Source organism: Ohtaekwangia sp., assembly GCF_036786105.1.
In the GTDB taxonomy this organism is placed as follows: domain Bacteria; phylum Bacteroidota; class Bacteroidia; order Cytophagales; family Cyclobacteriaceae; genus Ohtaekwangia.
The window spans coordinates 60,333-75,687 of record NZ_DAIQRQ010000011.1; the positions used below are offsets into that span (position 1 = coordinate 60,333).

Here is a 15,355-nt window from a genome sequence, read left to right on the forward strand (position 1 = left end):
GCATAGTTACTATGCTGCTCTTTTGCATTGATCAGTATTGCTTTCAGACACTAGATGCGCTCTATTTCGGCACCTATAGCTTTCAGGCGGCCTTCGATATTCTGGTAACCGCGGTCGATTTGTTCTATATTTGATATTTCGCTGGTTCCGCTTGCTGACAATGCAGCAATTAACAACGCTACCCCAGCACGGATGTCCGGTGAAGACATCTTTATACCTTTCAACTGTGTTTTACGGTCGAGGCCAATTACGTTGGCACGGTGAGGATCACAAAGGATTATCTGTGCACCCATGTCGATCAGTTTATCAACAAAGAAGAGGCGGCTTTCGAACATCTTTTGGTGGATGAGTACAGTGCCTTTTGCCTGTGTGGCAACTACCAATACGATACTGATCAAGTCTGGAGTAAATCCCGGCCATGGAGCATCGGCTATGGTGAGAATGGAACCATCTATAAACGTTTCTATTTCGTAGCGCTCCTGCGAGGGTATATATATATCATCGCCGCGAAACTCTAATTTTATACCCAGTCGTTTGAATATCTCAGGGATCATACCGAGCATATCAATACGACAATTCTTGATCGTGATTTCTGACTGTGTCATGGCAGCCAGCCCTATAAAGCTTCCGATCTCGATCATATCGGGCAGCATGGTATGATCTGTGCCTCCGAGTTTGGCAACACCTTCAATGGTTAGCAGGTTTGAACCTACGCCACTGATTTTGGCGCCCATGCGGTTCAGCATCATGCAAAGCTGCTGTAAGTAAGGCTCGCAGGCAGCGTTGTAAATGGTGGTAGTTCCTTTGGCGAGTACAGCGGCCATGACAATGTTGGCAGTACCGGTAACCGATGCCTCATCCAGCAACATATAGCAGCCTGTAAGTTCGGTTGCATCGATATGAAATAAATGCTCGCTTGAATCAAAGTTGAATTTGGCTCCCAGCTTCTGAAATCCCAAGAAGTGCGTATCCAGTCTTCGTCTGCCTATTTTGTCGCCACCGGGTTTAGGTAAGCTTGCTTTACCGAACCGGGCCAGGATGGGGCCGAGTAACATAACAGAGCCTCTGAGCGCAGCCGCTTTTTTGCGGTAGTCATCAGTCTCCAGAAATTTTGTATTGATGTTGGCAGCAGTAAAGCGACATGAGCCGTTGCCCAGCCTTTCCACTTTACAGCCCAAGTCACCAATCAGATCGATCAGCTTGTTGACATCCACTATATCAGGAATGTTATGGATGGTGATCGGCTCTGCTGAAAGCAGAACTGCACTGACAATTTGTAATGCTTCGTTTTTGGCGCCTTGCGGAATGATTTCTCCTTTTAGTTTTTTGCCGCCTTTAATTTTGAATACGCTCATCTAACAATAAACTTGTATCAATTCTCTATTGACAAAATCGTACCTGATCTTATTGATCTCTTCTTCTGCGGAAGTTTTGACCGCCACCTTTGTTCTTGTTGAACGGACGGTGCCCACCACCGCCTTGTGAGCGCTGGTGCTGATGTCCGCCATTGCCTTGTGGTCTTGCTTTCTTACGCTCCTTGTATAATTTTTCAAAGAGATTGTCTTCGCGCACTTTGTCGATCGTCATATTCAACGCACCGCCAGACATTTGCTGAATGTCGCGAAGAATCACAGAGTCATCCAGAGGTTCTTTATTCCAGTTAGCGTAGAAAGTTTTCATCAACTTGCCGAGATATATAATAGCATCCTGACGTTCTTGCGGATCTTCCTTCTTGAGCGCTTCTTTCACCAGCTTTTCGATGTTCTTACCGTAGTGTTTGAAGCGTATGTTGCTCTGCGGGTATTCAACCTTCATCGGCTTTTTGAAGAGTGTCTCGCGCTCGGGTACAGGATAGGGATTGTTTACATCGAGGTTAAAGTCTGCAATGATGTACAAGTCATCCCACATGCGCTGCGGATCATCTCCCTGTTCCTTTATGGAAGGAGTAAGTTGTTTGATGAGTTCTATCAGGGTATAAGAAAGCTCGGTGCGCTTTTCCTTGTCTTGTACAGTTCTGATGTACTCCACCAGTTTCTGAACGTTGCGTCCGTATTCTTTTAGAATGATACCCGGACGTTGTGTGTTGTATTCTCCGATCATAAATTCCTGATAAGTATTATTGGTATTTCTTTAATAGTCTTAAGACGTTTGTCATTTGTTACAAAACTCTCGCATCGGTGGTGTATAGCACAAGCGATCTGAAGGGAATCAATAGCTCTGAGCGATGTGTACTTTGCTCGTAAGGTGGCGGATATCTGTGCCACATCCCAAGTTATTGGATAGACTTCAAAAAGCGACTGTATGGTTTTTTCAAATTTGGTGGTAAGTTCTTTCTTACCCAATTTCCTTGGTTTTATCTCAACCTCGGCTGTAGTTAGCACACTTGTAGTCAGAGCAGAATTACTTCGGATAGCGTCAGCCAAATATGTACTGACTTGTTCAAAGTACGCTGGATTTTGTTCGACAAGGTAAATTGTGGGAGCTGTATCAATAAATACTTTAGAACCGGTCATTACTCCTCAGTCGATTAACATACTCCTGTGCGTCTTCCTTCCAGACACCACTTCCTATACCTTTAAGATCTTCCAACAACTTCAAAGCCTTTGTCTGCTTCTCTGTCAGAGGCGGTTTTGATGTGCTCTTTGGTCCGGAGCTTTTAAGTATGTTCTTTTTCGTTACCACGTGCTAACAAAGCTACGGGATTCTACAAAAACACCAAAATCAATTCTCCACAATACGAAGCTTGGCAAAGCTTAGCAGCAAGGTTTTTTCGCCAATTTCGGTAAAATTGATCTTGGCCTTACGGTCTGCGCCCGATATATCCATTTGCAGCACGGTGCCAAACCCAAACTTCGGGTGCTCCACTTTCATGCCTTCTTTGAGGGCGGATGTATCGCTCGGAACAAAGTCGGCAGGTGCCTTGTAAGTTGTTGGTTTGGGAACCGTCGGTGTAGAAGCAATGGTCTTCTTGATTCCCGTAACCAGGTTCTTGGCATACTGGCTGCTTGGCGGTGCAGACTCGAGGCCTGAAAACTTGGTGCTTACTTTTATAAAGCTCTGGTCGATATCATCCAGGAAACGGCTCGGCTCGCAGTTCTTCAATCGGCCAAAGCGATAGCGAGTCAGAGCGTAAGAGAGGAATAAGCGCTTTTCGGCCCGTGTGATGGCTACGTAGAATAATCTGCGCTCTTCCTCCAACTCAGCTCGGGTGCTGATCATCATTTGCGAAGGGAAGAGGTCTTCTTCCATTCCCACCATGTATACATATTTGAACTCAAGACCTTTTGCCATGTGGATGGTCATGAGTGTAACCTTATCGGGATCTTTATCTTTATCTTCATCCTGACCGGTAACCAGCGATATCTCCTGCAGAAAAGCTCCGAGTGTTTTATCCTGGCGCTCCGGATCGTCTACATATTCTTTGATCGCGTTCAGCAATTCCTGCACGTTTTCATAGCGACTCAATCCTTCCACAGTTTTGTCTTCGTAAAGCTCACGCAGCAAGCCCGAACCTTTGGCGATTTCAAAAGCAGCATCATAGGCATCTTTACGTTGTACTTCCAATGCGAAGCGTTTGATCATTGCTACAAAATCGGAAATCGGCCCGGCTACACGTCCGCCTACAAAAGGTTCTGAGTTTTGCAGAATTTCCCAGATGGAAGTGCCATGATCGTTGGCAGCCACCACAATTTTATCTATCGTAGAATCTCCAATGCCACGCTTGGGTAAGTTGATAATTCTACGGAATGAAGCTTCGTCCTGCTGGTTGATTGCAAAGCGCAGGTACGCCAGTATATCTTTAATCTCCTTGCGTTGATAGAAGGAGAGGCCGCCCACCACTTTATACTTGATGTTCATGCGGCGCAGCGCTTCTTCAATGGCGCGCGACTGACTGTTGGTGCGGTATAGTATAGCAAAGTCGCTGAACTTTAACTGGTACTGCATCCGTTCCTGAAAAATGGAAGTAGCAACCAACCGGCCTTCTTCATTGTCGGATACAGCTTTGATCAATTCAATGAGATTCCCCTCTTCATTGGCAGTCCACACATTTTTAGGAAGCTGTGCGCGGTTGCGTTTGATTACCGAATTGGCAGCCTGTACTATATTTTGTGTAGAGCGATAGTTCTGTTCGAGTTTGATGATTTTCAAATCCGGATAATCGCGCTCGAAGTTGAGTATGTTGGTAATGTCAGCTCCGCGAAAGGCATATATACTCTGCGCATCGTCTCCCACTACGCAAACATTTTCTTTTACAGAAGCGAGCTTGCGGATGATGAAGTACTGGCACAAGTTGGTATCCTGAAACTCATCTACCAGCACATATTGAATCCGGTGCTGATATTTATTCAGCACCTCCAGGTGTTCTTTGAAAAGTTTATCGGTGTTGAAAAGCAGGTCGTCAAAATCCATGGCGCCTGATTTGAAACAGCGCATGGCATACGTTCTATATATTTTGCCGATCTCGGGGCGCAGGTTCGCAGCGTCATCGCCCATCAGCTCTGCATTGCGCAGATAATCTTCTGGGCCGATCAATCGGTTCTTCGCTGCAGAAATTCGATTATATACTGTGCTGGGTTTATAAACGGTATCGTCAAGACCCATTTCCTTCACAATATTTTTTATCAGCGTTTTAGAATCATCAGTATCGTAAATGGTAAAGTCGTGCGGATAACCGAGGTGATGCGCTTCAGCACGCAATATTCTGGAGAACACAGAGTGGAAGGTTCCCATCCACAAATTACGGGCATCGTGCCCTACAACTTTTTCAATACGCTCACGCATTTCTTTGGCAGCCTTGTTGGTAAACGTCAGCGCCATGATGCTGAACGGATCAACACCTTTTTGTTGAATCAGATAAGCTATGCGGTATGTCAGCACGCGCGTTTTGCCCGAACCGGCACCGGCAATGAGCATGCACGGACCATCGGTGTTGAGTACGCCTTCGCGCTGAGGTTCATTCAGGGTATCTAAATAATCAATCATATCAGGGCGCAAATTAAACATTAAAGGTTGACTTCCTTTTAATCAATTTCAACCTTCAGTATTTTTGAAAAAATCTTTTTCATTGAGTTCCAAACCTACCCCCCAGGCTTCTTTTTTTCAGCACGATGGACTTAGCGTTACCGCTGTAGAATCCTGGTTTAAAGTAAAGGTTCAGCTTATAGAACGTTACGTTCAATCATTCATAGCAAATGCTTCCGGAAGAGCAGACGAAATTGTGTTCGTTGATCTTTGTGCCGGCAGTGGCTTGTTTTCGTTCGGGCATCAGAAAGAATTATTTGCAGGTGCTGGTCTCTCATTGTTGTCGTCAAATTTACCGGTATCGCGCTGGATTTTTTGTGAGCAGGATAACGACCAGCGACATGCTTTACAACAGCGTGTAACGCACTATTTCCGGAATAAAAATGTGATGATTCTGGATGAGCCTGTTGATGCACTGGCTGATAAACTCAAGTCTGTTATTCCACAACCTGCACGCGGCAATAAAGTCGCAGTACTTTGCCTGGTCGATCCGTTCTCGTTCGAAATTCCTTACGCCACCATAGATAAACTCGCATCGCAGGGTTTTAGTTTCCTCATGCCGTTTACATGGGTAATGAATCAGCGCATGAATTATGCCTACTACCTGGACGAGCATCGCGACAGGATAAAGCGATTCCTCGGCATTGCGGATTTGCAGCGGCTTTCCACGGTGCAAAGCAATCAGCAGTTCTATAAACACATGGTGAGAATTTATCAGAACAACATGTTGATGCTGGGATTAAATACAGCGCTTTCAGTGCATAAAGTTGATTCCCGCTTAATGGAATTACCGGCTTTTTATATTGGTTTTTTCTCAAAGAAATTTTCAACCAAAGCCGTGCTCAATGATATTCAGGAAAGTGAGCATGTGCAGTTTGAACTATGGTAATCTGTAATCACATCTAAAGTTGTAACTTTGTGTTATGATAAAAATTGGAGAAATCCTCATATCGGATGATGTTGTAGAGAAGGAATTTGTCTGCAACCTCGAGAAATGTAAAGGTGCGTGTTGTGTGGAGGGTGATTTTGGTGCACCGCTGGATGAAGACGAACTGGCTATACTCGAAGAGATATACCCGATTGTGAAGCCTTATCTTTCTAAAGAAGGTATTAAGGTTATTGAAAAAGAAGGCACTCACACCACCGATGATGACGGTGATCTTGTAACACCGGTGATCGATGGCCGCGAATGTGTTTATGCTATATATGACAAGAAAGGTATATTAAAGTGCGGCATTGAGCAGGCTTACCTGGATGGAAAGATCAAATGGAAGAAACCCATTTCATGCCATCTGTATCCGATCCGCATTACATCCAAGAAAAATTTCGAAGCGCTTAATTATCACAAGTGGCACATCTGCTCGCCTGCATGCGCATTGGGAAAGGAATTGCAGGTACCGGTATATAAATTCCTGAAAGATCCACTCATTCGTAAATACGGAGAAAAGTGGTATAGCGAGCTGGTAGAAATAATTGAAACGAAGCCGAAGGAAGAAAAACCGAAGAAAAAGAAATAGCTTCTGGCTTCTAGCTTTTGAATATAAATCCAATGGCACAAAGAAACACGAAGTAATACAAAGTTACACGAAGATTAATCTTCTACGGATTTTCACAACATACCGCAGTATTTAAATATACTCGCAAATCTAACCACAAACGTCCAGCAGCTAGTAGCCAGCAGCTAGCAACCATTCTACAGTTCCAGTCCTATTCTGCGCGATAAATCGGAGCTGAACATATTATTCGGATCGTACTTGCGCTTGATCTCCAGCCACTCTTTATGTTGTGGGTACATGGCTTTGAACGTGGCTTCATCGAGGTAAGCATCTTTGCCTAAATATATACGTCCGCCCATATCGAGTACCATTTTATCGAGCTTCTCGGTGAAAGGCTTCAGTTGATCTTTGATCGGGAAGTCGATCGCAAATGTATAACCTTCAAAAGGGAAGGAGAGTAAACCTCCCTGACCTTTACCGAACTTCTTGAGTACATTCAGGAACGGTACACAATTACTTTGCGTAATCTCCACGAGAATCTTGCGGATATTCTCGCGACCATTCTCCATCGGCAACACAAACTGGTATTGAATGAAACCACGCTTGCCATAACCGCGATTCCAGTTGTTGATCATATCCAGCGGATAAAAGAACTTGTCGTAGTGCGCTACGGGTTTGCCGCCTTTCTGCATGATATATAGCGCAGTGTTCAGAAACTTTACCGATAATGTATTGAGTGTAAAACTGGGCAGATAGAACGGAACGGTGAGTTTCGCTTTCTTTCCGAGCTTCAACGGATTCGATTTCAAATTGGCAGGAAGGTCTGCGAGCTTCGCATGATTACCCATTGTTAACACACCACGGCCCAGGTTTTTTCCTTTCGCCATCGAATCAAGCCACGCAACGGACGAGCTATAGTCCTTGTCGCTTTCGTCAATTGCATCCAGCATGGCATCCAGATTTTGAGCAGGCACTGCCTTCTGTACAAAGTATGTAGTCTCGATTTTTCGCAGTTGAATCTTTGCGGTGAGAATAGTGCCGAGTAAACCAAGTCCACCGAAGTTAGCCCAGAATAAATCGCTGTTCTCTTCGCGGCTTGCCTTTACAACGCTACCGTCTGCCAACAGAATGGTGAAATCATATACACAGTTTACAAACGATCCGTCCGCATGGTGCGCTTTGCCATGCACATCATTCGCAATAGCACCGCCAATGGTAATATACTTTGTTCCGGGTGTGATCATCGGGAACCAGCCACGTGGAGCAAGATATTGAATGATGTCTTCAAGGCTTACACCGGCTTCACATTCCAGCACCCCTTTGTCTTCATCAAATGCAATGAAGCGGTTGAGCTTTTCCATTTTTACAATGGTGTGGTTCAGGTTGGTGGCCTGATCGGCATAACTTCGGCCGAGACCGCGGGGAAGTAATTTGTTATAAGCGAGTGTATCCTTTACATCGCTGATAAGGCGTGGGTATACAACTTTACTGCGATTGGCAGGGATGTTTCCCCAGCCGGAGAGGGTTTCTTCTTTTGGGTGCATAACTTAAAGTAACTATAGAGCGTTGCGAAAATACAGAATATTCCAATAGATGCATGGATAAGCGAAAATGAACTTTCTGCTAACGATCTAAATCCTGTTTGGCTCACATGTTCATGCGAGGAAATGCTATAGCTTGGGAGCGACCCAAAGCACAGTCAGCGCGATCAGCAACATCAGAAAGAAAATGAAAGGTGGCACAGGTTTTAATAGTGGTAGTGAATGAGTAACCGTGTTTTGACTGGCAAGACCATGTTGCCTCGATGTCTCTATTCGCTGCGCAATATCCAGTGAGTGCCACGAATTTTCTTTTGATATATAGTATGGATGTGTTGTTGAATCTGCTGTGGTCAATGTATGCCATCCGGGATTTCGGCCCCAGGTAGTACCTTCCCAGCGATCGTCAATGCGCGCATCTTCGGCGAGCGGTAATGTAGTGCTGTCATCTTGCAGCCTAGGATTGCTGCCGGCCGTAATTACTTCAATGTTAATAAGTGCCTGCGGATATAGCGGGAATGTGGATGTGATTTTTACACTGTTATCAACAGACTCCGTCCGTGCAATTTGCTCCAATACTGGTGACCATATTTTACTGTAATCAATGGAATCGCCCTGTAACACGAGTGAATAGGTACTCTGCAATAATTGAAATCCTGTTTTACCAAGACCTTTATGGCGATAGCCGGAAAGTATACCTCGCTTATTTTGCAAAACAACGCGAAGTGACGGATTGCTTGCAATGGTAAATGGAGCTACCGTGAGTGTAACATGTTGCTTGCCGGAAATGGTGACGAACGTAGTATCTGTTAGGGAAGGTAAAATCTTTAAGGGTATAATGTGCTGTACGTTTCGGTTATTGGGAACATCTTGTAATAAAACAAGTATACCTAATCCGTTTTCAGTCGCATCTTCCAATGCTGTTACTTCGGATGCAGAAAGAGATTGCAGCGATTCTGTATCGATGATTAATAAATCGAATGGCGAAAGTGTTTTTTGGTTAAGTGCTGCAATAGTGATAGCGGGGTGATTAATATATTCATGGCGGTATATATTTTTTGATAGCTGAGATCGCACTACTATGTGATGATTTTTGTGTGCGAGGAAGCTTTTCAGGTACTGCGTTTCGAAAGTAGGCTGTTGTTGCAGGAATAATGTTTTGAAGGGAACATCGTTGTGAACTACGAGCGGTATATCCTCAGTCGTGGTTTTATTGTTTTCCTTTACCGTTAGCTGATATATGAAATTACCGGCTTGTCGTGGGGTAAAGGAAAGTGCGAAGGGATGGCGGTCATCTTTTGTTAACACAACCGAGTCTTCAACCCCTGCAGGCGATCGTAGTATGAGGGCGGCATTCATACTTTGAGAATTATAAACTCCATGGAGGGTATATTCGTGATTCGTAAAAAGGCTCTGCGGTATATACAGGGCTGTAATGCCTGTTGGAGTCTCGCCCGGTATATATTGTATGGCGGCATTAGAAAACTGCTGCCAGCCAGTTGTAGGCAGGCCATTGCCCAACACAATCCTGATGTCGTTGGCGAAAGTATAGATGTCGTTAACCGATGCTATCTCTTTTGATTTTCTATAGGGTGTCGCACCTTTCAGATGATAGAACTGTGCGGAGCTGTTGGCCTTCCATACACTATCAGCCTGTTCTTTTTTATATCCATCAGTCAGTAGTATTGCATACGATTCTTTAATGGTTTTGAAAGCGGGTCGAAGTATAAGTGCTGCTATAGCCACTAATGCCACAATAATCGCTACTATGCGCAGACCCCTGAAACGTATTGTGCGATTATATTCTCTCCAGATGAGAAATACACCTGATAACAAAAGCATACCCGTTATCCACGCTCCGGCAGCGATAGGGTGTAATACGAGCGACTGATCATTCATGAGCCTCCAGGTTTTTAATGAATGAACGGTCCAGTGTGTGCAGTGCCCGGGTGGCTGTTGCCGGAGCTTCCGGAGCTTCCGGTAAAGCTTTCCATAACGAGGTTTGTACGGTTTTGAGTGCTGACCGTTGCTCTTCGGGTTTTAGTTCGTTTTCCGTAAGCGCACGAATCAATGACAAACTTTTTAGATATACACCGGGCTGATCAATGGCTAACTTGCCAAGCGCTTGCCCTGCCTGTGTTAAACTTCTTTTCAATGTGTTGTCAATAGATATACTGTCTTTGGCGAGTGCCAGTGCCGTTACCTGTAATGCATATCGTATCGCTTCATTGTTTTCTTTATGATTGGATGATGATAACGCGGTTGCACTTTTTACTTCGCTCAAATCACCCGCCATACGCTTCTCTTCCTTCAGAGGTGGAGGATCAAAACCCGTACGATGTACATAAATACGTGAGTCCTGGCTGATCTCTTTCAGGAGCTTTAAGGCTTTATACTGGAATGGTAATGACTTCTCCGGTTCGTACAGGCGCAAATGAAGCTCGGCATCCCACATAATAGTAAGCGCGGCTTTTAACTTGGCACGAATCGACTGTGTGAAGAACGTTGCTTCCTCTTCACTGTCGTGCTCATGGACAAAGCCTGCCGGTACACCATTTTTGTCTTCACCTTCTTTCGCTTCTGCATGGTGATGGTGCTCCGGTTGTTTCTCCTGCACGAGGTTGTGTTCATTTTCCTTATCATGAACGTGACCGTATTTTTTGGTAATGTCTTCTTCATGATCGTGATCTTCTTCCGCAGGATTTTCCTGTGGACCTATACCTGACTCAAACTCTTCACCTAAAAATTCTCCATAGCGAAGGCGTAATACTTTTTGATCGTATCCCAGCTCATTGCTTTTGGATTGAAATGCAGTTTTGGAAGTCTTCTTTTTCTCCTGCAATAATTTTTCAGTATCAATAATGATCTGCCGCTGACTGCGGAAATAATCCGGCATCAGGTCAACACCAAGTCCGTCATCCACTACGGTTTCCTGTTGGGTGGTATCCTGGAGTGATATAAAATACGTTTCTGTACGCGTATGATTCGGTCGAGGAAGTTTGTTATCGAAGGCTACAACATAGAAATATAGTTCATCACCGGGTTCCATGCCGAGTTTTATTAAATCGAGTTTTCGTATGGCCTCCAGGTGTTTGCCCGTAATGGATGCAGGTTTCCCGAAGAAGAGTTTATCTTCCCGGAACTTTACAGATTCACCGCTTCCTTTACTCACCGTAGCAATGATGTGTGCATTGTCAAGTCCATAGTCGTCTGATAGTGTTGCATAAACATCGATGACGGGCTTGTTGGTATATTCCAATTCAGTGAATTGATTCAGTTTGTTAATCGTAATGACGGGTGCCTGATCTTTGATGATCTCTAATTTGAAAAAGTCAGAATGTTTTACGTTACCGGCAGGAGTGGTCCATGCCAGTTGATAGAATCCGGTTTCATCTATTGATCGCCTGAGTATATAAGTATTCTGCTGACCGGATTTCATTCGTACAACTTCTTTGCCCGAGAATACTAATGTGGGGTCTTTTACTTCTGCCGAGAATTGTACTTGCCATTCAACGGTGCTGCCTTCCGGTAATGTTAATGACCACGCTTGTGTTGCTTGTGACTTCAACCCGGTATAGGGTGGAGGCGCTATAGTAATTATTGCCTGTTTTACCTGTGCCGGTGCTGCTATAAATTTTGATGTATAGGTTAATGAATCTTTTGAAGTGTTGCCGGCAGTTGAACGTGTAAGGAAAGGAGCAAAAGAAGTTAGCGTAAATGTCAGCGCTACACTCGCAATAAATATACCTCCGGCCCGCAAAAGATGATGCGGGAGTTTGATGCCCGGATAAAGTGCTTCAAAGGCTACCGTTGTTCTTAGCTTTTGAAGTTGTTGCAGGGTAGAGAGTTCAGAAGGATCGCGCAACAGCAGATCACTACTATTCTGCAGCGTGTCGAAATGCTGATTGAGGTATGCGGTGATATCCAGTTCCTGCAGGTGAAAGAGATTTAACTGTTCGCATCGGTATAAAAACAGCAATGAACCTCCTGCTATGGAAAATGTCAGAGATATTCCCCAGGGTACATTAAACGCATACGGTATGGAAAATGCGATACATGCCAGTGCTAGTGCCTGTAACCCAACTTCACTCATGCGTAGTAATTTATACTTCTTCGTGAGTTGTTTAATATGATATCGTGCCCGGCTATCGCTCATTGATTTCGTTTGTAAGAGACAAGTCGTTCGATTAATAGCATTGCCAATATCAGCGCCATAAACCATGAATCGATTAAGATGGATTGTGGTTGTGCTTTTAAAAATTCGTTGCCGGTTGTTTCTGATTTTTTCAGGAAACTTTCCGGGAGTACGCGTTGATCGGCTTTCAATGCGGCATCGGTTATGCGACCATCAGCGAGCAGTATAGTGGCCAGTGTTGCCGTGAAATGCTCTCGTAGTACATTCTCCACGGTAATATGTTCTGTAAGCAAATAATGTTTATACGGATGTTGCTTTCCTTCCGGTATTAGCAGGGCAGGAGCCACCGGGGTATTTTGATATACGATCGTATTGCAGGTGTCTTGCACCGGTATAGCTTGCTGCGATAACCAGATAAGCCAGTCACACGGTATATATAGAAAGTCTTTTGCCGATGTGATGTTGATCTTTACGGCAACTGGTATATTTTGAATGGATTGTAGTGATGCTTCCAGAATATGCGTATCATATTGAAAATCCGGATCAAATGCGATGGTTAGGAGTAACGTATCATGCAATTGCAGTGTAGCATCATGGGTTACACTTGCCTTTTCATAGACATACGAAGTTCCGGTGGCAGAGCTCTCAGCTTTTCGTATGAGAATAGAATCAGATTTATAGAGTTGAGTGAATACAACAGAAGATAGCTGTGGCTCATCTGTTGTGATCCATCGAATGTTGGCGGGCAAAGGTATACGTTCACCAGTAAAGTCTTTTTGGCGGGTATGCGATAGTACAACAATATCGCTGATGTTCTTTTTCCCGAGTTGCTCCAGGAGCGACCAGTAGTTTTTGGTTTCGGTTGAAGAAGTATCTTCCGTTACAGGGAATCCCGCTGAAAGAAAATGTTTTTCATAACCGGCTGCCATGAGACTATCACACAACGGTGTAATTTCAGTGGAATGCATACCAGGTTCAATCACAAGCCATCGTGTTGGAGCAGACGATGTATAGGACAGCGTTGGACCTGCAAGAAACAAAACAATTAACGTGATGAGTATACAGCGCAGGATCAGGAGTAATATTTCATTTAACCTGATCGCCCTGAATTGTCGCGTGCTGGATTCTTCCAAATGACGGAGGCTGCCGACATACATCACTTTACCTTCCTTGCGGCTAAGTAAATGTATAGCGACCGGTATCGCCAAACCACTCAGTGCCCACAGCCATATCGGATTGGTAAATTGCATTATCGCGCCAGTGATTTTCTGATCTTTAAAAAATTACGCAATGTAGTTTCGAACGGATCGTTGATTGTTACTAATTCATAACTGATCTGTTTTCCCAGCATCCAGTTTCGCGACTGTTTAATCCATTGTTGCATGCGTTCAGTATATTGCTTTTGCTGTGCTGTGGTTTCCACTTTTGTGCGCGCACCGGTCTCAAGGTCTTCAAACGTAAAAGAACCGGTGAAGTCAAAAGATACTTCCTGCCGGCCGAGCAAATGAAATACGATCACTTCATTGCGTATTGTTTTTAATCTTGCAATGAATTGAAGCAGGTCGTTGTCGTCATCATACAAATCGGTGATGAAGATGATCATCTCTTTGCCATGATGATCGTACAGATGTTCGAGCCCGTTACTTTTGCGCCAGGTGCTTTCGCTTTTCACGGCAGCCAGTGCATGCAGAAAACGCATGAATTGCTGTTGCTCAAAGCGCGGATGCACTTCCTGTATATTTTTTTCATTTATTGTAAACAATCCGAATGCATCGCTTTGCCTGCGTGCCAGGTAGGCGAGGGCCGCGATCATTACCTTGGCATACTGAAATTTACTCAGACCATCTTCGGTATACATCATCGAATGACTGGCATCGAGCATGAACTTTACAGTGATGTTCGTTTCTATATCTGCCTGACGAATATAGTATCTGCCGGAACGTGCATACATTTTCCAGTCGAGCATACGCAAGTCATCACCAGGCTCATAACTTCTGTACTGACTAAATTCCTGACCAGCACCTACGGCCTGACTTTTATTGCTGCCACTCATGAATCCCTCCACAATCACACGTGCAATCAGCTCCAACCCGTTTACGGTGTTGATCACTTCCGGCTTCAGCAACGATCGTATCTGCGGATTCATGTTATATATACTACCAGTATCGTTATAAAGATTTCGCAGAGGAGTTTACATGCTCCAGCAGGTGCTTCGTTACGTTGTCGGAGGTAACGCCTTCGGCTTCTGCGCGGAAGTTCATGAGTATACGATGACGAAGTACCGGGTACGCTACATGTTCAATGTCTTCTTTTGTTACTGCAAAATTACCATGCAGCAGTGCGCGTGCTTTTGCCGTAAGGATCATCGCCTGGCCAGCCCGCGGCCCTGCGCCCCAGCGAACCCAATCTTTTACATACGACGTACTGGCGTCAGGACGGGTTAACCGCACAATGCTGCTTACGCGCTCAATAAGATCACGACTGATGTGTACTTCGCGTACAAGGCTTTGTGCTTCTTTTATCTCGTCACCATCCAGCACTTTGTTGATCTGCGTGGTTCGCTTGCCCGTGGTATTCTCTAATATAGCGGTCTCTTCTTCTGCAGTTGGGTAGCCGATCTTGATATAGAGCAGGAAGCGGTCGAGTTGTGCTTCCGGTAACGGAAATGTGCCAGCCTGCTCGATCGGGTTCTGCGTAGCGAGTATAAAAAATGGCCGCTCCAACGGATACGTTATACCACCATACGTAACCGAAAATTCCTGCATGGCTTCGAGTAAAGCAGATTGTGTTTTCGGTGATGTGCGGTTAATCTCATCGGCAAGTATAATATTCGCGAATAGCGGGCCTTTATTGAATTTAAAGAAGCGTTTACCCGTACTGTGATCTTCTTCCAATATCTCGGTGCCTATAATATCAGAAGGCATCAGGTCGGGTGTAAATTGTATGCGTCTGAACGGAAGATCGATTGCTTCGGAGAGTGAACGAATCATCAGTGTTTTTGCCAGACCGGGAACACCTTCCAACAAGGCATGTCCTCCGGCCAGAAAGGTGATCAATAACTGATCAACAGTTTCTGTCTGCCCGACTATTACTTTACCGATCTCCTGTTTCAGCGCACCTAATTTTTGAATGATGCTCCGTGCGGATTGTTCGGCTTCTTTTAG

At 44.7% G+C, this 15,355-nt stretch carries 12 protein-coding genes; 2 read left to right on the forward strand and 10 right to left on the reverse strand.

The window, feature by feature from the left end; all coding sequences use genetic code 11:
• Positions 1-50: 50 nt before the first annotated feature.
• From murA to V7Q33_RS07680, 4 genes are all read right to left on the reverse strand, one after another.
• Positions 51-1,355 (reverse strand): UDP-N-acetylglucosamine 1-carboxyvinyltransferase, encoded by a 1,305-nt coding sequence (murA, locus tag V7Q33_RS07670; RefSeq protein WP_333819457.1) that lies wholly within the window; start codon positions 1,353-1,355, stop codon positions 51-53.
• A 49-nt stretch (positions 1,356-1,404) separates the two neighbouring features.
• Complete coding sequence (locus V7Q33_RS07675; RefSeq protein WP_331981052.1) at positions 1,405-2,100, reverse strand: DUF4290 domain-containing protein; 696 nt, start codon at positions 2,098-2,100, stop codon at positions 1,405-1,407.
• On the reverse strand, positions 2,097-2,513 hold the full coding sequence (locus V7Q33_RS23390; RefSeq protein WP_442945919.1) for a type II toxin-antitoxin system VapC family toxin: 417 nt from the start codon (positions 2,511-2,513) through the stop codon (positions 2,097-2,099). Before V7Q33_RS23390 ends, V7Q33_RS07675 begins: the two co-directional genes overlap by 4 nt.
• Before the next feature lie 208 nt (positions 2,514-2,721).
• Positions 2,722-4,980: an ATP-dependent helicase gene (locus V7Q33_RS07680; RefSeq protein WP_333819485.1), complete on the reverse strand. Its 2,259-nt coding sequence runs from the start codon at positions 4,978-4,980 to the stop codon at positions 2,722-2,724.
• A 67-nt stretch (positions 4,981-5,047) separates the two neighbouring features.
• Here V7Q33_RS07680 and tcmP point away from each other — a divergent pair, with 67 nt between their 5' ends.
• Together tcmP and V7Q33_RS07690 are read left to right on the forward strand one after the other, a co-directional pair.
• Positions 5,048-5,911, forward strand: coding sequence for a three-Cys-motif partner protein TcmP (gene tcmP / locus V7Q33_RS07685; protein ID WP_333819458.1), 864 nt, complete (start codon positions 5,048-5,050; stop codon positions 5,909-5,911).
• A 34-nt stretch (positions 5,912-5,945) separates the two neighbouring features.
• A complete protein-coding gene (locus V7Q33_RS07690) occupies positions 5,946-6,539 on the forward strand; it encodes a DUF3109 family protein (protein ID WP_331981048.1) in 594 nt (197 codons plus the stop codon).
• 176 nt (positions 6,540-6,715) lie between these two features.
• Here V7Q33_RS07690 and V7Q33_RS07695 read toward each other — a convergent pair whose 3' ends face one another.
• The 6 genes from V7Q33_RS07695 to V7Q33_RS07720 all read right to left on the reverse strand — a co-directional run bounded on the left by V7Q33_RS07695 (position 6,716) and on the right by V7Q33_RS07720 (position 15,325).
• Positions 6,716-8,062: an FAD-binding oxidoreductase gene (locus tag V7Q33_RS07695; protein ID WP_333819459.1), complete on the reverse strand. Its 1,347-nt coding sequence runs from the start codon at positions 8,060-8,062 to the stop codon at positions 6,716-6,718.
• A gap of 126 nt (positions 8,063-8,188) precedes the next feature.
• Entirely contained in the window at positions 8,189-9,955 is a 1,767-nt protein-coding gene (locus V7Q33_RS07700; protein WP_333819460.1) for a hypothetical protein, read from the reverse strand.
• A complete protein-coding gene (locus V7Q33_RS07705; RefSeq protein WP_333819461.1) occupies positions 9,948-12,212 on the reverse strand; it encodes a hypothetical protein in 2,265 nt (754 codons plus the stop codon). Before V7Q33_RS07705 ends, V7Q33_RS07700 begins: the two co-directional genes overlap by 8 nt.
• Positions 12,209-13,441: a BatA domain-containing protein gene (locus tag V7Q33_RS07710; protein WP_333819462.1), complete on the reverse strand. Its 1,233-nt coding sequence runs from the start codon at positions 13,439-13,441 to the stop codon at positions 12,209-12,211. Before V7Q33_RS07710 ends, V7Q33_RS07705 begins: the two co-directional genes overlap by 4 nt.
• Positions 13,441-14,337, reverse strand: coding sequence for a DUF58 domain-containing protein (locus V7Q33_RS07715; RefSeq protein WP_333819463.1), 897 nt, complete (start codon positions 14,335-14,337; stop codon positions 13,441-13,443). Before V7Q33_RS07715 ends, V7Q33_RS07710 begins: the two co-directional genes overlap by 1 nt.
• 22 nt (positions 14,338-14,359) lie before the next feature.
• Complete coding sequence (locus V7Q33_RS07720; protein ID WP_333819486.1) at positions 14,360-15,325, reverse strand: AAA family ATPase; 966 nt, start codon at positions 15,323-15,325, stop codon at positions 14,360-14,362.
• Positions 15,326-15,355: the final 30 nt, after the last annotated feature.